Source organism: Arthrobacter sp. BPSS-3, from assembly GCF_044628475.1.
GTDB lineage: Bacteria > Actinomycetota > Actinomycetes > Actinomycetales > Micrococcaceae > Arthrobacter.
Map to the genome: position 1 here is coordinate 45278 of NZ_JBIMMV010000001.1, position 22455 is coordinate 67732.

The following is a 22455-nucleotide window of genomic DNA, read 5'->3' on the forward strand; positions in this document are numbered from 1 at the left end:
CGTCGCCACACACGGCGATGCCCCGGCCGGATCCGGCCGGGGCATCGCCCTGTGTGGATTGCTTGGTGCTGCTGCCGCGGCTAGGCCGGCTTCAGCGCGGTGCGCCAGACGCCCACGGCCTTGGCCGTGCCGAACGTCCAGGTGGCGGTGCCGGAGGCCCCGGCGGTGGCCTGCGGCGCATCGGCGAGTTCACCGATCTGACCGCCGCTGGATTCCCAGCGTTCGGTCCAGCCGCCCGGCGGGGTGGCGCCGGGGCTGGAGCTGTCAAAGCCGATCCCGCCGATCAGCATGGCCCCGTTGCTGGCGGTGGTAATGCTCGGGGCTGTGATGCTGGTGGCCGAGTACGTGGTGTTGACCGCGGTTGCGACCGAGCTGTCCAGCGGCGTCGTGGTGTTGACGCCGCGGTAGGCGGTCACCCCGGCCCCCCATTTGACGGCTGTGCTCAGTGTCCAGCTGTAGCTGGCCGGGTCCGCGGATCCCACCACGTGGTAGTAGCTGAAGACCTTGGCCCCGCTGCTGGCGGAGCTGTTGATGCCCAGCCCGTTGACGATCGGCGTCCAGCCCGCGGGTGCGGTCACGGACGGGCCGAGGTCTGCGGTGATGGCGGCGACCAGGACGTCACCGGCTGCCACCCCGGAGGGCTTGGCCAGGCTGACAGTGGAACTGGCCGTGGTGGCGACCGCCGTGGACGAGGCGCCCACCGTGATGCCCGACGACGTCGGCGGCGGGGGCGGTGGCGGTGGAGCGGAGCCGACCGTGATCACGGCGCTGGAGGTCGAGGACCCGGCGCTGTTGGTGGCGGTCAGCTTGGCCGTGAACGTTCCCGCTGCGTAGGTGTGGGAGGGATTCTGGGTGGTCGCCGAAGTTCCGTCACCGAAGTCCCACGCCCACGAGGTCGGGGAGCCGGAGGAGGTGTCGGTGAAGGCAACGTTCAGCGGTGCGGTGCCCGACGTCGGCGTCGCCGTGAAGGATGCCACCGGTTTCGGGGCCGGCGGCGGGGTGCTTCCCAGGCCGCGGTAGGCGAACCAGTAGGTTTTGGTGACCATGTTGCTGGCCATGATCGCCATGCCGCTGGTGCTGTTCACGCTCTGCTTCGTGGTGGTGACGTCGTTCATGTTGAATGATGCGCCGTCCTGAATCACCGGGGTGCCGCGGCCCGAACCGAAGACCGGGTTATCCATCGGAGCCGTCTTCTCGTAGATGGTGCCGGCGACGCCCGAGTACGCGCAGCCGGTCACGGTGCTGCCCGGTGCGGTGTGGAAGGCGTGCACCACGTTGTTCTGCGTATCCAGAAGGATCTGCGGCCGGGACACACAGTCGCCGACGGAGGCGATGGTGGACTGGCTGAAGGACCCGGTGGCCGGCTTGAAGACCAGCAGCAGCAACTGGGGCAGGGTCTTGTCCGTGGAGGTGTCGTTCAGGCTGGTCTTGACGGCCGCGAACACGCGGCCGCTCGTGTCCGCCTGGAGGGTCTTGATGTTCAGGTGGTCGTCCGCCTGGCCCTTGCCCTTGATGGCGTCCTGGAAACGCCATGACGATGTAGCGGTCGGATTGGTGCCGTCGGTGCGGATGGCCCAGTGCACGCTGTCCGTGAGCTGGTCACTCCACATCACGCCGATCTTGTTACTGCCGAACGCCACGATCGCGGAGATGTCGTCCGCCGCGGCTGTGGGATTGGCAACCGGGATGACAAACGGGGTGTTCCAGCTGGTCCCGCCGGGCGCCGAATTGTTGACGTAGACCGTGCTCTTGTAGCCGTTGGTCGAGTCGCCGGTCACCTGCGTCCAGGTCGCCCAGATGGCGCCGGTGGTGTCCTTATCGATCGTCATCGACTCACTGCTCTGGTTGGTGATGGTGGTGGGGAATCCGGCGTCCAGGGTGTACGTACCGCCAGAGTAGCTGTAGCGGTAGAGCTTGGCCGGCTGCCCGGAGAGGGAGGGCTTCGGCGTGGAGTCCGTGGAGACGGTCACCACGTGCGAGGCGATGTAGAGCTTGCCGCCGTCCCACAGCACGTCAGCCAGGGTGTTCGCCCGGCTGTCGTTGAGCAGCCCCGTGTCTACCCACTTGTTGGTGGGGACGTCCAGCCGGAAGATGTGCCAGCCGCTGCCGGAGGTCCACATGTCTGCCCACCAGGAGCCGTCATTCCACCACAGCTTGCTCTGGGGCTTGTCCGAGGTGGGAGGGTTGCTGACGCCGCTAAAGCTGATGCTGGGAGTTCCGTAGCTGTCCGCAGCCGATGCGCTTCCGGCGACCCCCAACATGCCGCCGGCGACGGCCAGGGCCACCACCAGGGACCGGCTAAGCCAGTGCGATATTCGTTTCATCATCGGGACCATTTTCTTTCATGCCGCGACAATCATTGGCGCGGGAGGGTTTTGGACGCGGGCCCTCATGCGGGCGCAATTGTCCGGTGTTGAATGAGGCCATGGTAGCCACCGGGCCGCCGGCTGGATAGATCCTTTTGCTAATTCTTTGTAAACTAATTCCGGCGACCAAGCGTTGTCTCTCGTGAAAGCGGTAATTGAGCGCTTCAACCAGGAATGCCGGGCGCGGCATCCGGTGCGGCGTACGCAGGCCGGCGGTCCTGGAAGGGAGTGGTCCGCCCGGACCGCGGGTGCCGGCCGGCTGCCGATGGAGTTGCTGCCCGGGCGGGAAGGGCTCCGCGGAAATGGGACGACAGGGCGGCTTCTTGCCCGGTATTCCGCTGTTTACCGCAGCCTGGCGGCGGGCTCCCGGCGGCTGAGTAGTCCATCGCGGAACCTGCCCTGCGGTCCGAGTAGCCGGGTCCGGGGACCCAAGTAGGGGTCCTTTACTACTGCGGATATGGGTACACGGGCCCAAGTAACAGCCACTCGTGACACAACTTTAGGTGAACTTTAGGCTTCGGATATGGCCACAGCCCAGTGGCAAAGCTGGGATATGGGTCGGTACAGGTTTGTGAAATTCTCTCCGAATTTGTCCGATAGGTTCTCAATCGCTGGGGGTAATTCCCGGGCGTCTAAATTCATGAAGTGGTGAGGCTTTTGTCAGTTCAAAATTTGGCCCCAAGATCTGTCTCAACAACCGATAGTTCTGCGCTCCGGGCAACTGTCAGCGTGGTAATTCCAACCCTCAATGAGGAAATGAATCTGCCCTGGGTGCTGCGGCGCATGCCGTCGTACGTGGATGAGGTGGTGATCGTCGACGGACGCTCGCGGGACCACACCGTCGACGTCGCCCGCGCCCTGCGGGTTGACGTCGTCGTGGTCAAGGAACCGCGCAAGGGCAAGGGCATCGCGGTCCGGGCCGGCTTCGCCGCCGCCTCCGGAGACATCATCGTGATGCTCGACGCCGACGGCAGCATGGATCCGCAGGAGATCGGGTGGTTCGTCTCGCCCCTCCAGCACGACTACGACTTCGTCAAGGGCTCCCGGTACGTCACCGGCGGAGGCTCGGAGGACCTGACCTGGCTGCGCAACACCGGCAACCGGGTGCTCACCGGCCTCGCCAACACGGTCCTCCGCAGCAACTACTCGGACCTCTGCTACGGCTACATCGCCCTGCGGCGCGAATGCCTGGAGGTACTGCAGCTCGAATCGGACGGCTTCGAAATCGAGACCGAGCTGATCGTCCGGGCGGCCCGCGCCGGCCTGCGGATCGCGGAGGTGCCCAGCTTCGAGCTGGACCGCATCTCCGGGGTTTCGAACCTGCAGACCTTCCGCGACGGCTGGCGCGTGCTGCGCACCCTGGCCAAGGAATGCACCAGCTGGGAGGCTCCCTCCGCCGGGGCCCGGCCCGAGGCGCTGCGCCGGGTGAAGTACACCTACCCGGACGTCCGCTTCGCCCGCACTCCCACGGACCCGCGCAGCGTGCTCACGGTGGCGGAAGGGGCTTGAGATGCTCAACGCCAACTTCCGTCCGTCGGTTTCGGTGGTGATCTGCTCCTATACCGAGCAGCGCTGGGACCTGCTGATGCGCGTGATCGATTCCGTCCACGCCCAGACCCTCCGGCCCGAACAGGTGATCGTGGTGGTTGACCACAACGTGGACCTGTACAAGCGGCTCGTGGCGACTGTCCAGGACGTGACCCTCGTCGAGAGCACCGGTCCGAAGGGACTCTCCGGGGCCCGGAACACCGGCGCCGCGCTCGTGACTTCCGACATCGTCGCCTTCCTGGACGACGACGCCGAGGCCGAGCCGACGTGGCTGGAGCGCCTCACGGCCCTATACGACGACTCGGATGTGCTGGCCGTCGGCGGCCGCGTCGAACCCGTCTGGGAAGGCGGCCGGCCCGGCCACTTCGGTCCCGAGCTGGACTGGATCGTCGGCTGCAGCCACCGCGGCCTGCCCACAGTGGCCTCCGAGGTCCGCAACGTCGTGGGTGCCAACATGTCCTTCCGCCGCGAGATCCTCCAGCACGTGGGCGGCTTCAATGTCAGCCTTGGCCGGCAGGCAACCAAACCGCTGGGCTGCGAGGAAACCGAGATCTGCATCCGTGCGGCCATCGGATCCCCCGGTTCGCGGGTCGTCTACGAACCCGCTGCCGTGGTCCGGCACCACGTCCCGGTCCAGCGGGGCACGTTCCGGTACATGCTCGAGCGCGCCTGGTCCGAGGGCCTCTCCAAGGCCCAGGTCAGCAAGGTCGTGGGCCACAAGCGGGCCCTGGGGCCGGAACGGCGGTATGTCCGCAGCGTCCTGCCCCGGGCGTTTGTCGGTGCCATGTCGGACTGGGGTCGCGGCAAGGACCCGCAGGGCCTGCAACGAGCCGGCGCCTATGTGGCGGTGCTGGGCGTGACCGCCGCCGGCTACGTCAGCGGCCGCAGGCTTGGCACCCGTGAGGGCTCCCCCCTGGCTGCCGCCGCTCCTGCGGCCCAGCAGCCCTGGCGGGAAGCCACGTGATCGACGTCGCCGCGCCGCGCCGGCCAGAACCGGCCGGCCCGGTCCTCGAGCTGGCCCCGGCCATGGGGGCCGAAGCGGCCCCCGACTGGGCCGGTGCCCGCTGGGTCGGAGCCGTGGACCTGGGATCCCTGGGCGGGTGCAGCGAACTGCGGCTGCAGGACGCGCACGGTTACCGGCGGGCGCGTCTGCTGGTCAGGGAAGGTGCCGCCGTCCGCGGCTTCGTCGACCTGGAAACGGCCGACGGAACGCTCTCCCGGACCCGGCTCGAGGAGGCAGCCGCCGCCCTCCCGAGGGTCCCGGCGTCGGTTTCCACCACGACGCCGCCGATCAGCGTCGTCGTCTGCACGCGGGAGCGGCCGGAGCTGCTCCGGAAGGCACTGCACGCCATCCTCCGCCTCGATTACCCGGACTTCGACGTCATCGTCGTGGACAACGCCGCCCGGACCAGCGCCACCCGTGACCTGGTCCGGACCGAGTTCTCCGACGCGCGGCTGGTCCTCATCTCCGAGCGGCGCCCCGGACTTTCCAACGCACGCAACGCCGGACTCCGTCACGCGCGCGGCGACATCGTCGCCTACACCGACGACGACGTCGTGGTGGACCCGGGGTGGCTGAGGGGGATCGCCGCCGGCTTCGAGCAGGCCCCCGACGTCGCCTGTGTCACCGGGCTGGTCCCGGCGGGCGAGCTGCGCTCGCTGGCGCAGGGATACTTCGAGGGGCGGGTGAGCTGGTCCAAGGCCGTGGCGCCCAAGGTCTACTCCCTGGCCGACCCGCCGGCGGACATGCCGGTCTTCCCGTTCTGCGTGGGGGCCTATGGGACGGGAGCGAACTTCGCCCTCGACCGCCGGACGGCCCTGTCGCTCGGCGCCTTCGATCCTGCCCTGGGGGTAGGCACTCGGACCGGCGGGGGCGAGGACCTGGACATGTTCACCCGGGTCATCCTGTCCGGGCGGTCGCTGGTGGTCCAGCCCTCCGCCGTCGTCTGGCATCGGCACCGCGCCGAACTCGACGACCTGATCGTCCAGGCCCGGGGCTACGGCAACGGCCTGGGAGCATGGCTGACCAAGATCATGCTCAACCCCCGGACCGCGCGGATGGCGCTGGTCCGGGCTCCCCGCGGCGCCGTCTACTTCCTGCGCAACACCCGCGCGCATGCCGACGGCGAGACGGCCGACGACGTCCCGAGGAACCCGGTGATGGCAAAGGCGCTGCGCACCGAGCTCGTCTCGGTGGCCCGCGGCCCGTTCAACTACCTGCTGCAGCGCCGCTCCTGCCGGCGCCGACGAGCCGCGTAGGCAGCCGCAACGCAGCACACGACGCACAGTTTTGAGGGGAATTCGGCGTCACCATGGAACACCGTTTTCCCCTCGCCACTTTTTCAACAAGCGAGGAAGTCAAGTTCATGAGTCTCATTATGGAAAACGAGAAGCCGGCGCCCAGGGCGCCCCTCTCGTCGGTGAACAGGCTCCGTACGGAGCGCCCCCTGGATGTCGGCCTGGCCATTGCCGGAGTCGTCCTGGCAGCACTGATCCTGCTCGGGCTGGGAGGACCCGCGCTGGCCCCGGTGACGCTGCTCGGCTGCCTGATCCTTCCGGGGTGGGTGGTGGTACGGCGGCTCACCGGCGTTGATCCGCTCGCGCGGGCCATCGGCACCCTGGTACTCAGCGCCGCCGTCTACACCGTCCTGTCGCTGGCGATGGTGTGGACCCACCTGTGGCAGCCGCGGCCCGTCGCGGCCGCGGTGCTGATCGCTTCCTCCGTCCTGGTGATCGTCCTGCCCGCCCCGGCCACGGACCGGGAGCCGCTGCAATTGCGGCGGCTCCTCAGCCTGGAGGGCCTGCGGAACAGCAGCCCCGCCAGCCACATCCCGTGGGCCGTGCTGGCTGCGGCCATGGTCCTCTGGGGCGTGGCGCTGTCCGTTACCGGCGACGGGCTGAAGGGCGACGCCGGCCTGCTCACGACGTTCCCGCCGATCTGGTTCGTGGCCGTCGCCGCCGTAGCCGGGCTTTGCATCTGGGCGGTTGCGGCCCGGGAAATGGCATCCACCCCCTTCCTCGCGGTCTCCTTTACCGGCCTCGTGGCCATGCTCTACGCATCGGCGGCTATGGTGGTCAGCGTTCCCCGGCTCCCGTGGACGTACAAGCACATCGCGGTTACCGACTACATCGGGGCCTCCGGCCAGGTGGACGCCTCGATCGATATCTACAACCGCTGGCCCGGGTTCTTCTCCGCCAGCGCCTTCCTGGGTGACGCGGTGGGTTACCCGGACGCCATCGGCTACGCCTCGCTGGCAGAGTTCAGCTTCGCGGTGCTGGGTGTGGCGCTGGTTCTGGCGATTGTCCGGGCCCTGTCCAGCAACCGCAGGATCCAGTGGACGGCGGCTCTGGTGTTTGCCCTGACCAACTGGGTCAACCAGAACTACTACTCCCCGCAGGCGTTCTCCTACACGCTGTACCTGACGATGTGCCTGATCGCCCTGACCTTCCTGCGCGGCACCCCGGCCCGGTTCGCCGTCGCCTGGGAGGAGAAGCTGAGCCGCCGCCGGGCCGAACGGGCGGCTACGGCACAGGATGAGGCGCAGCCCCGGCCCTTTGCCCAGACCCTGGTGCTGCCGGCGGTGATTGTCCTGCTGGTCCTCCAGGCGGTATCGGTGGCCAGCCACCAGCTCACTCCCTACCTGGCGAGCCTGGCGCTGTTGCCGCTCTTCGTCTTCGGCTACTTCCGGCCGCGGTGGGCGGGCCCGGTCCTGGCGGTGCTTGCCGTCCTGTACCTGCTGCCCAACCTCGACTTCGTGGCCGGCAAGTACGGACTCTTCGGCTTCGACTTCCTGAAGAACGCCAGCTACGAACCGCCGGACGGCGGGCCCACCGGCCTGCTGGGCCGGGCGCCGGAGGCCTTGTCAATCCTCATCGGCGTGCTGGGCGTGGGCGGGTTCGTTCGCAACCTGCTGCGCGGCAACGTCCGGCAGACGATCATAGTGGCCTGGCTGGCCGTCGCGCCGCTGTTCTGGCTGCTGATCCAGTCCTACGGCGGCGAGGCGAAGTTCCGGGTCTACCTGTTCGCCCTTCCCTGGCTGGCCGTCGGCGCCGCCTGGCTCTTTTGGGCCGGGCCGCTGCGGACCCGCAAGGCGGCCATCGGTGCCACCGCTGCGCTGACCGCCATGGCACTCCTGTTCACCGTCACCTACTTCCAGAACGAGGCCAAGTTCCGCGTCCCCAAGGAAGACGTCGCCGCGGCCCAGTGGCTGGACTCGACGGTCAACCCCAAGGATGCGGTGATGGAAACGAACGCCTTCTTCCCGCTGCTGGTGGGCCCGAACTATCCCAGCTACCTGGATGCGGGACGGACGGCATCGCTGACCAAGTTCATCCAGTCCTCCGGCCACGGCCTGACCTCGGTGGACGTGGCCCGCTACGCGGACCGCAACTTCAAGCCGGACCGGATCTTCGTGGTCTTCTCCGACTCGCAGATCGCGCAGGCGGCCAAGGACAACCTGTTCGATCCCGGCACGCTCCCCACCCTGGAGCGGCAACTGGCCGGATCCTCCAACGTCCAGCGGGTGTTCGAGAACGGCGCCGTCCGGATCTACGAACTCGCCAAGACCGGCTAGCGTGACGAGGAGCGTCGTGGTGCTGGTCAGGGTGATCGTCGTCCTGCTCGCCGCAGGGATCACCATGACCATTGCCATGATGCTCAAACCGTCGCCTCCGGCCACGGCGATGCCGGTAGGGGACCTCCCCGGCTGGAAACAGACGGGGACGCAGGACTTCACTCGGGCGGCGCCGATGGGCGCGGTCGGGGACGTGTACGGGCCGGACATGCGGGGATACCACGACCTGCCCGACACATCGGGCCAGGGGGTCTACACCCCCGACAAGGTCCTGTCGGTCAAGGACGGAAAGCTGGACTTCTTCCTCCACAGCTCCGGGGGGAAGCCCAGGGTGGCCAGCGTGGTGCCTTTCGGCTACGACGGGCAGCGCTATGGCCGCTATTCCATCCGGTTCCGGGCCGACACGATGCCCGGGTACAAGATCGCCTTCCTGCTGTGGCCCACTAGCGATAACTGGCTGGACGGGGAGATCGACTGGCCGGAGGGGGAACTCAACGGCCCGTTTTACGGGGTATCCGCCATCAAGGATTCCCCGCTGAAAGGTCCGGACCGCTTCGACCCGACTACCCGGAACACCTCCGCCACGGACGGAACCGGGTGGCACGTGGCGACGACGGAATGGACTCCAGGCAAGGTCAAGTGGTTTTGGGACGGTGAACTCGTGGGGGAAACAACATTGCCGGACGGCGTTCCCAACACCGGCATGAGGTGGACGCTGCAGGCCGAGACTAAGGACGGGGCCGACGCCGGAACGCCGGCGCCGTCGGTCTCCGGCCACATCGAGGTGGACTGGGTGGTGCAGTATGCGTACGCCCCGTAAGGCCACGGCGACGCCGTTCCCGGTCCCTGCCGCCGGCAGAAGCTTCATCGACGCCGTCCTTCGGGGCCACTATGACGAATGGGACCTCGCCGGCCTCGGCCTGGGCCGGGACTGGACCACTGTCTTCATCACCCCGCAGTTCACCACCTCCCGGCACGTCGTCGCCCTCATCTTCGCCCCCGGCGCGCGGCAGCCCTCGCTCGTGGTGAAGGTGCCGCGCTGCCCCGGTGACAACGAGGGGGTGCTCCGGGAGGCGGACATGCTCTGGCAACTCGGAGTCCTCGGCGGGGACCAGGTCGAGGGCGTGCCCCGTGTGGTCGCCGCCCTGGATCTGTCCGGACACACCGTCCTGGTCGAAACCCCGCTGACCGGCCCGGCCCTGGACCCCGACCGGGTGGCCGCGGACCTGCCGGTAGCCGTCGCCCTCGGCGTGGACTTCATCGATACGCTGCCCTGCACCCGGCCCGCAGCGGGAAACGAGGGTTGGTACGAGCGCACCGTGCAGCGGCCCCTGCAGGCGCTGGAGCTGCTGCTACCCGGCGAGGACGAACTCGCGGACCTGGTCGGCCGGACCCACGAGGCGTTGGAGCCGCTACGTTCGGCGCAACTGCCGTCCGTGTTCGAACACGCCGACCTCAGCCACCCCAACCTGCTGATCGGCCCGGCCGGGCGGCTCCAGGTGATGGATTGGGAGCGCGCGTCCGCCTACGGGCTGCCCGGACACGACCTGACCTTCTTCCTGCAGTACCTCAGCGAGTCCGCCGAGCAGGCGTTCGAACGGCCAGCCCAGCTGGCGGCTTTCGACACCGCCTTCGGCCGGGACGGCTGGGCGCGCGAGCCCCTGCGCCAGCACCTGGTCCGCCGCGACATCGACCCCGCGCTGCTGCCCGCACTGGTGCTGGCCACCTGGGCACGGTCCGCCTCCACCCTCGCCTTTAGGCTCGCCGCGGAATCGGCAGAGCCAGTGGGACAGGCCCAGGGTGCTGAGGCCGGACGCGGCGGGGCGGTACCGGGGGGACCGGAAGTGCAGGCGGCCCAGCCCGGCGCCGCCGCCGACCAGCCTGCGCACGCCGTCGACGCCGGCGCGGGACCCGTGTCCGCACCTGCCGGACACGCGCCGCGCGGCCCGGCCGAGGTGCGGCGGGCGGTCTTCGGGGACCGGGATTTTTGGCTGTGGCGGCACGCCGCCACCGCCGGGGTGCTCTGACCCGGCGCGGACAACTAACCGCCCCCGGACCTGGCCCCTGACCCGGGAAATTACCTGTCCGCTGACAGTTCACGGCAAGATGTGACCATGCACAACACGGACTCCCGGCCCTGGCTGAAGAACTACCAGCCGGGCGTCCCGGCCGACATCGAGCTGCCCACGGAGTCGCTCGTGTCCATGTTCGAACGGTCCGTGAGCGAGGCCGGTACCGCCCCCGCCATGGAGTTCTTCGACCGGCGGACCAGCTACACCGAGCTCGGCGAGCAGGTGGACCGGGCAGCCGAGGGGCTGCGCCGCCTGGGCGTGCGCGCCGGCGACCGGGTGGCCCTGATCCTGCCCAACTGCCCCCAGCACGTCGTCGCGTTCTACGCGGTCCTCCGCCTGGGCGCCGTCGTCGTCGAACACAACCCGCTGTACACCTCCCGCGAGCTGCGCCACCAATTCGAGGACCACCAGGCACGCGTGGTGATCGCCTGGGACAAGGCCGCCGCCGCCGTCCGCGAGTTCCCGGCCGACATCGAAATCGACCACGTCGTGTCCGTAAACCTCCTCGAGGCGTTCCCGGCCGTCAAACGGCTGGCCCTCTCCCTGCCGGTGAAGAAGCTCCGCCGGACCCGGGAATCGCTCTCCGCATCGGCCCCCGGCACCACGCCGTGGAAGGAGCTGCTGGGTCACGGCCGGATTGACCCCTCGCACCCCCGCCCGGTGGTCACGGACCTCGCCGCAATCCAGTACACCTCCGGCACCACCGGCCGGCCCAAGGGCGCCATGCTGACGCACTTCAACCTCTACGCCAACGCGCTGCAGGGTGAGGCCTGGATGGCCGGCGCGGAATACCGCAAGGAGATCTTCTACGCGATCCTGCCGATGTTCCACGCCTTCGGCATGACGCTCTACCTGACCTACGGGATCCGCAAGCAGGGCCTGCTGGTGCTCTTCCCCAAGTTCGACCCGGACCTGATCCTGGCCGCCATGAAGAAGTCGCCCGCCACCGTCTACTGCGCCGTTCCGCCAATCTACGAGCGCACCGCCATGGCGGCGAAGGAGAAGGGCATCTCCCTGCGCTCCTGCAAGTACTGCATCTCCGGGGCAATGAACTTGCCAGACCACGTGGTGGAACTCTGGGAATCGGTCTCCGGCGGCCTGCTGGTGGAGGGCTACGGGATGACCGAGTCCTCCCCGGTGGCGCTCGGCAACCCCTTCCACCCCACCCGCCGCACCGGGACCATCGGCGTGCCGTTCCCCTCCACGCTGATGAAGGTGGTCGAGGTAGACGATCCCTCCGTGGAGGTCCCGCAGGGCCAGCCCGGGGAGCTGTTGATCAAGGGCCCGCAGGTCTTCCAGGGCTACTGGAACAACCCCGAGGAAACCGCCAAAACCCTGACGGCCGACGGCTGGCTCCGGACCGGCGACGTGGTGACCGTCGATGCCGACGGGTTCACCACCGTGGTGGACCGGGCCAAGGAACTGATCATCACCGGCGGCTTCAACGTCTCACCCACCGAGGTGGAGGCCGTGCTGCGCCTGCACCCGGACGTCCGCGATGCCGCGGTGGTGGGCAAGCCGCTGGAACGTGGCGGCGAGATGGTGGTGGCCGCCGTTGAACTCGAACCCGGCACCGCCCTGGACGAGGAAGCCCTGCGGACCCACTGCCGGGAGCACCTGGCCGGCTATAAGGTTCCGCGCCGGGTGGTGGCGGTCCCCGACCTGCCCCGGTCCATGCTCGGCAAGATCCTCCGCAAGCAGGTCCGCGAGGACGTCCTGCCGCGGCTCTGATCTTCCGGCGCCGAGCCGGGTTCGCGTTTACGGGTAGCGGCCAAGTACCCGGGCGCCGGCATCCCCGTGCCGCTACTCGTGACAGGCGGGGCGGCCGCTCCTAGGCTGGAAACACATTTTCCGGCGGCGGCAACGCCGTGCCAGCCCCCTGCGGGCTGATTGTCCCCGGGCTGACAGCGGCCGTCTTTGCGGCCGTGGGCGGGAGTCCGCGGGACTGGCCGGATCCGGTCTAGGAGGTCTCGCGGACATGGCACACTCGACGGACGACGGCGGGTGCGCGCCGTGAGCATCCACCCCCAGACTCGCCTCCCGGCCGCCCACCCCACCGTGCTTGAAGCGTTTCGCGCCCTCGAGGACACCGGCCTGCCGTGGGTGCTGCTGCGCGGCGAGGACGACTTGGCCTGCCCGGACGGCGACGTGGACCTGCTGGTGGATCCGCGGATGCTGCCGCAACTGGACGGGCTGATGGCACGGATCGGACTGTGCCGCGTGCATGCCACCGGGCACGGCAGCCACCGGTTCTACTTTGGCTACATGGACGCCGACGAATTCTGGCTCAAACTCGACGTCGTGTCCGAGGTGTCCTTCGGACGTTTCCAGCAGTGGAGCACACCCTTGGCCGCCGGCTGCCTGGACCGCCGTGTCCGGCAGGATGGGCTGTGGCTCCCCGCGCTGGCCGACAAGGCGTGGCTGCACCTGCTGCACCTGGTCCTGGACAAGGGCGGGATAGCGGCTGACCGCCAGGCCGCGGCGCTGGCGTCCGCCGGCGTCGCCTCTGCCGCCGGACCGGTCGCCGAGTACGTGGACCGGCGAAGTGGGGGCGGGGCGGCGTCCGCCCTGCTCGACGCCGTCAACGCGGGGAACTTCGACGGCGTCCGCGATCTCGCCGGACGGTGGCGGCGTACTTGGACCCGGACCCAGCCGCTGGCCAGTCGCGGCCGCTGGTTGGGCCACCGCACGCTCCGGCTGATGACCCCGCGGCTCCCCGGCCCCGGCCCGGTGGTGGGCGTCATGGCGCCGGACGGTGCCGGCAAAACCACGCTCCTGCACGGGCTCCGGGCAGACTTTCCCATCCCCACGTCCTATGTCTACATGGGGCTCTGGGGTGCCGGCCCGTGGGACCGGTGGCTCGAGCGGCTGCCCGGCGGCCGGACCGCCAAGAAGATGTTCCGGGTGCTCAAGGGCGGCACCAAGGCCCGCTATCACAGCCTCCGCGGCCGGGTGGTGCTGATGGACCGGGTGGCTTACGACGCGCTCCTGCCGCAGGTCGGCGGCGGCCACACCAGTGCTGGCCTGACCAATACCCTGGCGGTGAAACTGGGACCGGCGCCCGACGTGCTGCTGGTACTCGATGCCCCCGGCGAGGTGATGTTCGCCCGGAAGGGCGAGCACACGGTGGAGCTGCTGGAGCACTGGCGCAAGTCTTACCTGCAGCTGGCCACTAGGCTGCCCGGCGCCCGCGTGATCGACGCCGGGCTGTCCCGTGAGCTGGTCCGCCGCCTGGCCACCGAAACGGTCTGGAACAGCATCTCCTCCCGGACCCTTCCGGCCCCGGAGGCGGATCCGGGCGGACGTCCCGGACTGACCCTGCACCGCTGGCGGATGCTGGACTGGCGTTTCCTGACCCCCGTGCTGCAGCCCCGGCACCTGGGCTACGGGGGATCGATCGACCCGGAGCTGCTGGCCGCACTCCAGCTGCTGGACCCTGATGCCCGGCCGGTGGGCACAGGCACGGGCGCGCCCGGGGCGCAGTTCGACGTCGTGCTCCTGCGTGAACCCGACGCCGGCCTCTTCGAGCGGGCGGCAGCGGACGTGGAACCCGGGGGATGGGTCTGCGCCCAGGTCCGGCGCACCGCCGCCGGGCGCGGACCGCACACGGTGGCGGGCTGGAAGCGGACGTTCCGCAAGCACGGCTTCGAGGACATCACGGTGCACTGGAACGTCCCCGGCCTCGACGGCCCGGCCCGGCTGGTGCCGGTCGATTCCCCGGAGGCGGTACGCGGTACCCTGGCGCTCCGGCAGGGGGTCCGCTTCGGCCTGCTGAAGGCCGTCGCGGGGCGCATGGCACTGGGGCTGCGGCTGTTCCCGGTTGCCATCCCGGCCGGCACCGTCACGGGCCGGCGGCCGGCCTAACAGCACTACCTGCCGCCGGATCATCACGGCGGGTCGACATAGCGGTCCCGCCGGACCGCCTCAGCGGGCCCCTAGCCGGTAAGTCCTCCTCCTAGGAGCTGCGGACCATGCCTGCTACTAGGAGCTGCGGACCATGCCTGCTACTAGGAGCGGCGGACCATGCCCAGCAACTCGTCATGCAGCGGCCGGTAGGCGAACCGTACGATCGCGTAGACCGCCCCGACCGCCACCACGACCACCAGCACCATGCAGGGCACGGACCCCAGTTCCGGAGCCAGGAGGTTCCCCAGTCCGGTCAGCGCCACCGCGGCACCGCAGACCAGACCGGGGGCGATGGCGCCCAGCAGTGCACGGGGCCGCAACTGGATGACCTTCGCCGCGACCACCTGCATTCCCACCGCGAACACCACGGCCACCACCAGTTGCGCCACTGCCACGCCCACGATGCCCCAGCGGGTGGCATAGAGCAGGACGGGCAGGAGGATCAGGAGGCGAACCAGGGACACCACGATCGAGAGACCGGGCCGGCCCAGGGCCTTGTAGACATCATTGGCGCCGGCGCCGAGGGACCGGGCCGCGGCGTAGAGGGCCAGGAAGACCAGCGGCAGCACGGCCTCGTCCCACTTATCGCCGAACACCAGCGGCACCAGCACCGGCGCCACCACCGAGAGGCCCACCCCGGCGGTGACGCCGTAGAGGGACTGGATCCGCACGCTGGTCAGGTAGCCGGCACGGAGCCGTTCGGGTTCGCCGCGGACGCGGGCGTAGAGCGGGAAGAGGACTGTTGAGAGGACGAAGAAGACGTTCAGGATCACCACTTCCGGAAGCCGGAACGCCAGCGTGTAATAACCAAGGGCCTGGGCGCCCAGGATGATCCCGATGATCAGGTAGTCGATGTCGAAGATCAGCCGGGCGAGCAGGCTGCTGCCGGCCACGGGTGCGCCGTATTTGACGTTGGCCATCAGCGCTGCCTTGCTGATCCGCCAGATCTGCCAGGGTGCCTGCCTCCCGACCAGATACCAGCAGGTCGCCGCATACGCCACGGATCCGGCGGCGGTGCCCACGGCAAGCGACCATGCACCGTGGCCGGTGAACGCCAGGGACAGGGTCACCGTCCCCATGGTGACGGCCTTCAGGACCGGGGCGGCAGTGAGCTTCTTGAAGTGCAGGTCCCGGCGGAGCAGTGCCTCGGGGACCGCGCCTAGCGACGTGGCCAGCACGGAGACGCCCAGGATCTGCACCAGGGGGACCACATCCGGGAGCTGGAACAGATCGGCGATGAGGGGCGCGGCGAGGAAGGCCGTGAGCCCCAGCAGGGAGCCCAGGATCGCGGAGATCATGAGCGCGGACCGGGCGATGATCCCGGTCCGGGGGAGGTACACCAGGGCCTGGGCCACGCCGGCGTCGGCAATCGTCTCCGCGTAGCCCATCAGGACCAGGGCCAAGGCCACCAGGCCGTATTCGTGCGGGGACAGCAGCCGGGCCAGGACCACGGTGGTGATGAGGACGATGATGCGGCCGCCGGCGAAGGCCAGGCCCTGCCACATCGCGCCGCGCACGCCGGTCCGGGCCAGTTCCCCCGGCGGTGCCTGCGTCATGCGGAGCTACTCCGCGCCGGAAGCCCCGCCCCCGCGGAGCCGATGGCCGCGTGCAGTTCCGCCAGGTACTCCAGCGTTGCGGTCTGCCAGGAGCGGACCGATGCCGTGGTCTCGGGTCCTGCCGTCCCCGCGCCGCTCCCGCGGTTCGTGAGCGCCTCCACGACCCGCCGGGCGAAAGCCTCCGGGTCCCCGACGACGGTCAGCAGCGGGTGGGCTTCCTGCTCCCGGGCCGCCACGGGCGTTGCCACGACGGGCACACCGGCGGCCAGGGCCTCCCGCACCGAGTTGCGGATCCCGACGCCGTGTTCGTCCGGGAAGGCGGCCACGTCAGAGGCCCGGTAGATGTCAAGGACGGACGGCACGTTGCCGGCGACCTCCACCCGCGGGCCGGCCAGGGCCAGGACGGCGGGGTCCGGCCGGCGCCCGGCGAGGACAAAGGTGGCCCGGGGGACGCTTTCCCAGACCAGCGGGGCGATGGTCCGGACCAGGACCTGGGCGCTGTCGATGTTCGGGCCATAGTTCAGGCTGCCGAGGAAACAGACCACGGGGTCCTCGCGCCGGGCGGCCGGCTGCGCTGCCTGGTCGGCGCCGTTGGGGATGCTGCGGACAGGGCGGCCCAGGCTGGCGGACCACCGGGCGGCGTCCTTGGCTCCGACGGTGAGCAGGCGGGCCCGGGCGGGGAGCCGGCGTTCGGCGCGCAAGGCCAGGAATTCCCGGGCCCGGTAGGCGGCCTTCAGCCGACCGGCGATGGCAGTGTCCATCTGCGTCCGGACTGACCAAGGGTCAACGGTCTGCAGCACCAGAGGACCGTGGACGTACCGGGAGAGGAACAGGGCGTGGGGTCCGTGAATGAGGGTGGCGTCGGCGCGGGCGGAGAGCGAAGCGGTCAGCTCCGCCGCCTCGCGCGTCGCCCGTTCCTGCCGGCCGGCACCGTTGAGGCCGCCCAGGGAGCGGACGAGGGCGGCCGCACGCGGGCGGGGGGTGAGCATCTGGACCTCCGCGCAGCGCTCGCGGATCTCCTCCGGCAGCCCGACCCGGCCCTCGAAGCTGAGCAGGGTCACGTCGACGTCGCCGGGCAGATTCCGCAGGATTTCGTACGGGATCATGGAGCTGCCATCCCCGTACACGGGGTCGCGGTTGGGCGCACTTTCTGTGATGTACAGAAGCCTCATTGCATGAGTGTACTTGACCCCACCTACCCGTTATCGGGGGCCACATGGCCCTGTTCATAGGGACAAGGAGGGTCTAGATTACCGCCTGCGAGATGCTGGGGTTCCGTCGTCGTGGCCCGGCTGGTCATACTGGAGAAAGGCATCGGACCCGGGAAGGGGTGCAGGTATGGTCGACGGCGGGAACCCGGCATTCCGGCGCCGGGTGGAACGGGCCGCCGAGCTGAGGTCCCTCCGGATCAGCGGCAGTTCGGTCGAGGAACAGGCCGAGTTGGACGCCGCCGAGGAGAACCTGAGGCGGAAGCGCGCCGCGGTGGACGACGCCGCCCGGGCCGAGTACCTGGTCCGGGACGCCATGGCGCAGGGGAAGTTCGACAATCTCAAGTACGCAGGCAAGCCGATTCCGGGCCTGGGCGAGGTCTACGACCCGGACTGGTGGGTCAAGGGGTTGCTGCAGCGTGAGGACCTCAGCGGACTGGGTCCGGCCGCGATCCTGCTGCGGACCGAGGACGCCGCCTTGGATGACCGGCTGGACCAGCAGGTGGCGGAATCCCAGGTGCGGGAGATCATCGCCGACTTCAACGCCCGCGTCATCGAGGCGCGGCGCCAGTTGCAGGGCGGTCCGCCGGTGATTACGAAGACCCGGGACGCCGACGTCGAGGTGGCCAGGTGGCGGGAGCGTCGTGCCGCGGCGGAGCCGGAGGTCCCGGCAACGGAGCCGGACCGCCGGCGCCCGTGGTGGCGCCGGCGGTCCGGGGGGTAGCGCCGGAGAGCTCGGCTAGAGGGTGCGGGGCGCCTTGGCCAGGTTCTCGCGCAGTTCCTCGGCGTTTTGGCGGCTGCCGTAGGCAGGGCGGTCGCGTTCCACGCGCCAGCTCTCGGAGAGCGGGCCGATGTTGACGGTGTCGAAACCGAACTCGTCGTACAGCCGGGTGACCAGTTCCGCGGCCTCCGGGTAGTCACTGGCGGTGGCCAGCGCCCGGCGGTTGTCTGTGCCGGCCGGGGTGCCGTCTGTGGTGATCTGGGTGTACATGATGTGGTTGAAGCCCTTGGCCACCTTGGACTGCGGCAGGAGGTCCTGCAGCATGCCGGAGGTGGTGGCCTCGCCATTATCCAGCGCGGCGATGCGGCCGTCGCGCTCCCAGTAGTAGTTGTTGGTGTCCACCACGATCTTCCCGGCCAGCGGTTCCGCCGGGATGTCGCCGATGTTCTTCAGCGGGACGGTGACGACGGCGAAGTCGCCTGCCGCGGCGGCTTCGGCGGCCGTGGCCGCGCGGGCCTTCGGGCCCAGTTCCGCGACGAGGTCGCCCAGCGTCTCGGGTCCGCGGGAGTTGCTGATGACGACGTCGTAGCCGAGTTCGACCGCCTTGCGGGCGACCTGGCTGCCAATGTGACCTGCACCGATGATTCCAATAGTTGTCATAGTGGGGGCAACGGCCCGAGGTCCCGGGATATTTCGTGGTGTGCGGGCCGTTCGCTCTGCGCGGAGCTTTCCGTTCCCGGACGAACGCCAGAGGGACGAACGCCAGAGGCCTGACGGCCGGCGCGTCAGGGCCTCAGCCAGTCCTCGTTGAAGTCGGGGTGGTCGACGTAGGGCAGCGCCACCGCCCGCAGCGACCGTTCCATCCAGTCCAGTGACCGGGGCGCCCAGCCGCCGTCCCCGGAGCCCCCGTCAACCGATTCGGTGACCATGGCCGTCAGGGCGGATTGCCGGGCGGCCTCCACCACCTGGATCAGCCGCCGTTTGGCCTCGCACTCGAGCAGCAGCCGCTGTTCGTACCATTCGCCGGACTTGGAGAGGGTCCTGTCGGTCAGCAGCGATTTGGCCGCGGCCTCGTCCTCGCCGATCCGTTGGGACAGGAATTCAACGATGTCCACAGCTCCGAGGGTACGCCCGGGTACCACCGGCAGGCACGTGCCGGCGCCGGGATCCGTCTGCAGTTGGCCCCGGCCGATGCAAGCGAAGCGGTGCCTAGCCCAGCAGGTCGTCCTCGTAGCACCAGCGCCACTCCTCGCCGGGTTCGGCGCTGCGCATCACGGGATGGCCGGTAGAGCGGTAGTGCTTCGTGGCGTGGGTGCCGGGGGAGGAATCGCAACAGGCGACGTTTCCGCACGCCAGGCACATCCTGAGGTGGACCGGCGTCGTGCCCTCCCGCCGGCATTCGGCGCAGAAGGGGTCCTCGGGGACCTCGCGGTCCGGGGCGGATTCCAGGTGCCCGCAGGCGCCGCCGGGCTGCGCGAGGCCCTCGCCGCCGCCGTCGCCGGCCGTGTCCAGCTCATCGAGGGAGATATCCAGCATCGATTCCTCGACGTCCAGCCGGTCCAGGACCTCGCTGAGCACCTCGTGGGCGTACTCCCCGCCGCGCCTAAGCTCCAGCACCTTGGCCCGTTCCGCCTCCAGCATGGCCAGGCGCAGCTCCGCATAGCGCTGGCTGGGGGTGGCGGCCTCGGAGGTGGGCCGGCCCAGGCGCTCCCACGCTGCCAGGCCGCGCTCCTGGGTGCGCCGCTTCAGCATCGCCATCACTTCGGGCGGGTCGTTGTCGGTGCGCAGTTCCTGCAACCGCTCCACGCCCGCCGCCGTCGCCAGCTGCATCAGGGACGCCTGGTTGAGCGCGTCCTCGCGCCGGTCGGGACCCTGCACCCGCAGCCACCGGACCAGCGGGGGCAGCGTGAAGCCCTGCAGGGTGAGGGTGCCGGCCACCACCACCAAGGCCGCGAGGATCAGCACGGAGCGGTGTTCCAGGTCCGCCGGCAGCACCAGCACCGCGGCGAGGGTCACCACCCCGCGCATGCCCGCCCAGGACACGATCGCTGCGAACTGCCAGGGCGGGGCCGGGTCCTTGCGCTTGATGCTGGGGATGAGCCGCGGCAGGTAGGTTGCGGGAAAGACCCAGACCGGCCGCAGCACCAGCACCGCCAGCAGGATCACGGCGCACCCGGCCCAGATCCGGCCCGCGCCGAGCGAATCGTCCTGGACACCCTCGATGATGGTCCGGACCTGCAGGCCGATCAGCAGGAAGACGGAGTTCTCCAGCAGGAACTGCACGGTGTTCCAGTTGCTGCGCTGGCTGAGCCGGGCCGCGCCGTTGGGCATCGACGGCGCCTTCATCCCCATCACCAGTCCGGTGACGACGACGGCGAGGACCCCGGAGGCGTGGATGGCCTCGGCCGGGAGGTAGGCGACGAACGGGGCCATCAGCGACGTCGAAGTGTTGATCGCGACGTTGCGGATCCGCTTGCGCAGCATGGTCAGGACGTAGGCCGCGGCCAATCCCACCACCAGGCCGCCGCCCGCGGCGAGCACGAAGCCCCCCGCGATGCCGGCCGCCGAGACGGTTCCGGCGATGGCGGCGATGGCGCTGCGCAGGCAGACCAGGGCGGTGGCATCGTTGACCAGCGATTCGCCCTCGAGGATGGTCACGATGCGGCGCGGCATGCCCACCTTGCGGGCGATAGCGGTGGCGGCCACGGCGTCTGGCGGGGCGACGACGGCGCCGAGGGCGATCGCCGCCGCGAGCGGGATTTCCGGGAACAGCCACCAGACCACCAGACCCACGGCGATGGTCCCGAAGATCACGTAGCCCACCGAGAGCAGGCCGATGGCGCGGCGGTTGGAACCGAAGTCGAACAGCGAGGTGCGCAGCGCCGCCGCGTAGAGCAGCGGCGGCAGCAGGCCCACCAGCACCAGTTCGGGGTTCAGCTCGATGTCCGGGACGAAGGGGATGAAGGACCCCGCGACGCCGGCGAGGACCAGCAGGAGCGGGACGGAGATGTCCAGCTTCCGGCCCAGGGCGCTTCCGGCGCAGACAACCGCTACGAGCACCAGCAAACCGAGGGCTATGTCCATAGGCTCATTCTGTCAGGCGCTCACCGCGGTGCAGGCCGGCACTCAGGCGGCGTTGCCCGCCGTGACGGACTCCTTGACACGACCATGTTCTTCTGCCGGTTCCCCGGTCCGTTGGTGGTCCGCCGGAGCCGCCGCGTGCACGGGGTGGGGGAGGCCGTGGTGTCCGAAGGGGTTGAAGCGGCTGTGTGCCAGGCCGTCGAATTCGTAGGCGGTCTCGGCGTGCTCGGACCGGTCGACGCCGGCCACCTCGGCCTCGTGGCTGACCCGGAAACCGATCGTCTTGTGGATGGCCAGGCCGATGACCGCCGTCGCCAGTGCCGAGAGCAGCACGGTGATCAGCACGGCAACCGTCTGGGCCACCAGCTGCTGCAGCCCGCCGCCGTAGAACAGCCCGCCGCCCTGGCCGTCCACGGGCAGGGCGATGAAGCCCAGGGCCAGGGTGCCGATCAGGCCGCCGCCGAGGTGGACGCCGACGACATCGAGCGAGTCATCGAAGCCGAAGCGGAACTTCAGGTCCACGAACACGCAGCAGGCGGCGCCGGCCAGCAGGCCCAGGCCGACGGCGGCGAGCGGGCTGACGTTGGCGCACGACGGCGTGATGGCCACCAGGCCCGCGACGACGCCGGACGCGGCGCCGAGCGAGGTGGGGTGGCCGTGGCGGACCTTCTCGACGGCGAGCCAGCTGAGCATGGCGGCAGCGGGGGCGGCGAGGGTGTCGACCCAGATCAGGCCGGCCTGTTCCACGGTGGTGGCGGCGCCGGCGTTGAAGCCGAACCAGCCGAACCAGAGGATGCCGGCGCCCAGCATGATGAAGGGGATGTTGTGCGGGCGGTGCGAGGGGTCCTTCGCGAAACCGTGGCGGTTGCCGACGATCAGGACCATGACCAGGGCCGCGGTGCCGGAGGCGATCTCGACGACGGTGCCGCCGGCGAAGTCGATGACCTGGCCGAAGATCTTGCTGACGGCCCCGCCGGGGCTCATCAGCCCGCCGCCCCAGACCATGTACGCCAGCGGGCAGTAGACGGCGGTGATCCACACCGGGACGAAGAGGGCCCAGGCGGAGAATTTGGTGCGGTCTGCGATGGCCCCGCTGATGAGGGCGACGGTGATGATGGCGAAGGTGGCGCTGAAACCGGCCTTGATCAGGTCCGGGGAGCCGATCAGCCGGGAGAGACCAGCGTTGGCGAACGGGTCTCCGAAGATGCCCAGCACGCCCTGGCCGGTGGACATCGAGTAGCCCCAGAGGACCCAGACGACCCCGACGATGCCCGCCGAGACGAAGCTCATCATGATCATGTTCAAGGAGGCCTTGGCGCGGGTCATGCCGCCGTAGAACAGGCCCAGGGCCGGGGTCATGAGCAGCGCGAGGGCTGCAGAGATGATGATCCAGACGCTTCCCGCGGTGAGCTGCACCTGCGTG

At 69.6% G+C, this 22455-nt stretch carries 16 protein-coding genes; 9 read left to right on the forward strand and 7 right to left on the reverse strand.

Features of this window, described 5'->3' with window-relative positions; genetic code table 11:
- Positions 1–80 precede the first annotated feature (80 nt).
- The gene (locus ACFVY3_RS00250; RefSeq protein WP_400158370.1) at positions 81–2327 is read right to left on the reverse strand and encodes a PKD domain-containing protein; all 2247 of its coding nucleotides are present in this window, start codon (positions 2325–2327) and stop codon (positions 81–83) included.
- A gap of 768 nt (positions 2328–3095) precedes the next feature.
- Between ACFVY3_RS00250 and ACFVY3_RS00255 the strand changes: the two genes are divergently transcribed.
- The 8 genes from ACFVY3_RS00255 (at position 3096) to ACFVY3_RS00290 (ending at position 14424) form a co-directional block, all read left to right on the forward strand.
- A complete protein-coding gene (locus ACFVY3_RS00255; RefSeq protein WP_377971691.1) occupies positions 3096–3875 on the forward strand; it encodes a glycosyltransferase family 2 protein in 780 nt (259 codons plus the stop codon).
- A 1-nt stretch (position 3876) separates the two neighbouring features.
- Positions 3877–4878: a glycosyltransferase family 2 protein gene (locus tag ACFVY3_RS00260; protein WP_400158371.1), complete on the forward strand. Its 1002-nt coding sequence runs from the start codon at positions 3877–3879 to the stop codon at positions 4876–4878.
- A complete protein-coding gene (locus tag ACFVY3_RS00265; protein WP_400158372.1) occupies positions 4875–6173 on the forward strand; it encodes a glycosyltransferase family 2 protein in 1299 nt (432 codons plus the stop codon). Before ACFVY3_RS00260 ends, ACFVY3_RS00265 begins: the two co-directional genes overlap by 4 nt.
- Positions 6174–6280: 107 nt before the next feature.
- A complete protein-coding gene (locus ACFVY3_RS00270; RefSeq protein WP_400158373.1) occupies positions 6281–8488 on the forward strand; it encodes a hypothetical protein in 2208 nt (735 codons plus the stop codon).
- A 1-nt stretch (position 8489) separates the two neighbouring features.
- The gene (locus tag ACFVY3_RS00275) at positions 8490–9308 is read left to right on the forward strand and encodes a glycoside hydrolase family 16 protein (RefSeq protein ID WP_400158374.1); all 819 of its coding nucleotides are present in this window, start codon (positions 8490–8492) and stop codon (positions 9306–9308) included.
- Complete coding sequence (locus ACFVY3_RS00280; protein WP_400158375.1) at positions 9292–10515, forward strand: aminoglycoside phosphotransferase family protein; 1224 nt, start codon at positions 9292–9294, stop codon at positions 10513–10515. The genes ACFVY3_RS00275 and ACFVY3_RS00280 overlap by 17 nt, the downstream gene beginning before the upstream one ends.
- Positions 10516–10602: 87 nt before the next feature.
- Positions 10603–12291 (forward strand): long-chain-fatty-acid--CoA ligase, encoded by a 1689-nt coding sequence (locus ACFVY3_RS00285; RefSeq protein WP_400158376.1) that lies wholly within the window; start codon positions 10603–10605, stop codon positions 12289–12291.
- Between the two features lie 282 nt (positions 12292–12573).
- Entirely contained in the window at positions 12574–14424 is a 1851-nt protein-coding gene (locus ACFVY3_RS00290; RefSeq protein WP_400158377.1) for a hypothetical protein, read from the forward strand.
- A gap of 143 nt (positions 14425–14567) precedes the next feature.
- Here ACFVY3_RS00290 and ACFVY3_RS00295 read toward each other — a convergent pair whose 3' ends face one another.
- Together ACFVY3_RS00295 and ACFVY3_RS00300 are read right to left on the reverse strand one after the other, a co-directional pair.
- Positions 14568–16022: a lipopolysaccharide biosynthesis protein gene (locus ACFVY3_RS00295; protein ID WP_400158378.1), complete on the reverse strand. Its 1455-nt coding sequence runs from the start codon at positions 16020–16022 to the stop codon at positions 14568–14570.
- On the reverse strand, positions 16019–17194 hold the full coding sequence (locus ACFVY3_RS00300) for a glycosyltransferase (protein WP_400158379.1): 1176 nt from the start codon (positions 17192–17194) through the stop codon (positions 16019–16021). The genes ACFVY3_RS00295 and ACFVY3_RS00300 overlap by 4 nt, the downstream gene beginning before the upstream one ends.
- Before the next feature lie 166 nt (positions 17195–17360).
- Here ACFVY3_RS00300 and ACFVY3_RS00305 point away from each other — a divergent pair, with 166 nt between their 5' ends.
- Complete coding sequence (locus ACFVY3_RS00305; protein WP_290256220.1) at positions 17361–17954, forward strand: DUF1992 domain-containing protein; 594 nt, start codon at positions 17361–17363, stop codon at positions 17952–17954.
- Between the two features lie 15 nt (positions 17955–17969).
- Here ACFVY3_RS00305 and ACFVY3_RS00310 read toward each other — a convergent pair whose 3' ends face one another.
- The 4 genes from ACFVY3_RS00310 to ACFVY3_RS00325 form a co-directional block, all read right to left on the reverse strand.
- Positions 17970–18611, reverse strand: a complete 642-nt coding sequence (locus tag ACFVY3_RS00310) for an NADPH-dependent F420 reductase (protein ID WP_377971703.1) — start codon at positions 18609–18611, stop codon at positions 17970–17972.
- A 125-nt stretch (positions 18612–18736) separates the two neighbouring features.
- A complete protein-coding gene (locus ACFVY3_RS00315; RefSeq protein WP_400158380.1) occupies positions 18737–19066 on the reverse strand; it encodes a DUF6221 family protein in 330 nt (109 codons plus the stop codon).
- Between the two features lie 94 nt (positions 19067–19160).
- On the reverse strand, positions 19161–21035 hold the full coding sequence (locus tag ACFVY3_RS00320) for a Na+/H+ antiporter (RefSeq protein ID WP_400158381.1): 1875 nt from the start codon (positions 21033–21035) through the stop codon (positions 19161–19163).
- Between the two features lie 42 nt (positions 21036–21077).
- Entirely contained in the window at positions 21078–22448 is a 1371-nt protein-coding gene (locus ACFVY3_RS00325) for an ammonium transporter (protein WP_400158382.1), read from the reverse strand.
- Positions 22449–22455: the final 7 nt, after the last annotated feature.

Excerpts from the sequence above, each read along its gene's own strand:
- ACFVY3_RS00250 (WP_400158370.1), bottom strand. The coding sequence starts at position 2,327 with ATGATGAAACGAATATCGCACTGGCTTAGCCGGTCCCTGGTGGTGGCC.
- ACFVY3_RS00305 (WP_290256220.1), top strand. The coding sequence starts at position 17,361 with ATGGTCGACGGCGGGAACCCGGCATTCCGGCGCCGGGTGGAACGGGCC.
- ACFVY3_RS00285 (WP_400158376.1), top strand. The coding sequence starts at position 10,603 with ATGCACAACACGGACTCCCGGCCCTGGCTGAAGAACTACCAGCCGGGC.
- ACFVY3_RS00280 (WP_400158375.1), top strand. The coding sequence starts at position 9,292 with ATGCGTACGCCCCGTAAGGCCACGGCGACGCCGTTCCCGGTCCCTGCC.
- ACFVY3_RS00300 (WP_400158379.1), bottom strand. The coding sequence starts at position 17,194 with ATGAGGCTTCTGTACATCACAGAAAGTGCGCCCAACCGCGACCCCGTG.
- ACFVY3_RS00295 (WP_400158378.1), bottom strand. The coding sequence starts at position 16,022 with ATGACGCAGGCACCGCCGGGGGAACTGGCCCGGACCGGCGTGCGCGGC.
- ACFVY3_RS00320 (WP_400158381.1), bottom strand. The coding sequence starts at position 21,035 with ATGGACATAGCCCTCGGTTTGCTGGTGCTCGTAGCGGTTGTCTGCGCC.
- ACFVY3_RS00310 (WP_377971703.1), bottom strand. The coding sequence starts at position 18,611 with ATGACAACTATTGGAATCATCGGTGCAGGTCACATTGGCAGCCAGGTC.
- ACFVY3_RS00260 (WP_400158371.1), top strand. The coding sequence starts at position 3,877 with ATGCTCAACGCCAACTTCCGTCCGTCGGTTTCGGTGGTGATCTGCTCC.
- ACFVY3_RS00270 (WP_400158373.1), top strand. The coding sequence starts at position 6,281 with ATGAGTCTCATTATGGAAAACGAGAAGCCGGCGCCCAGGGCGCCCCTC.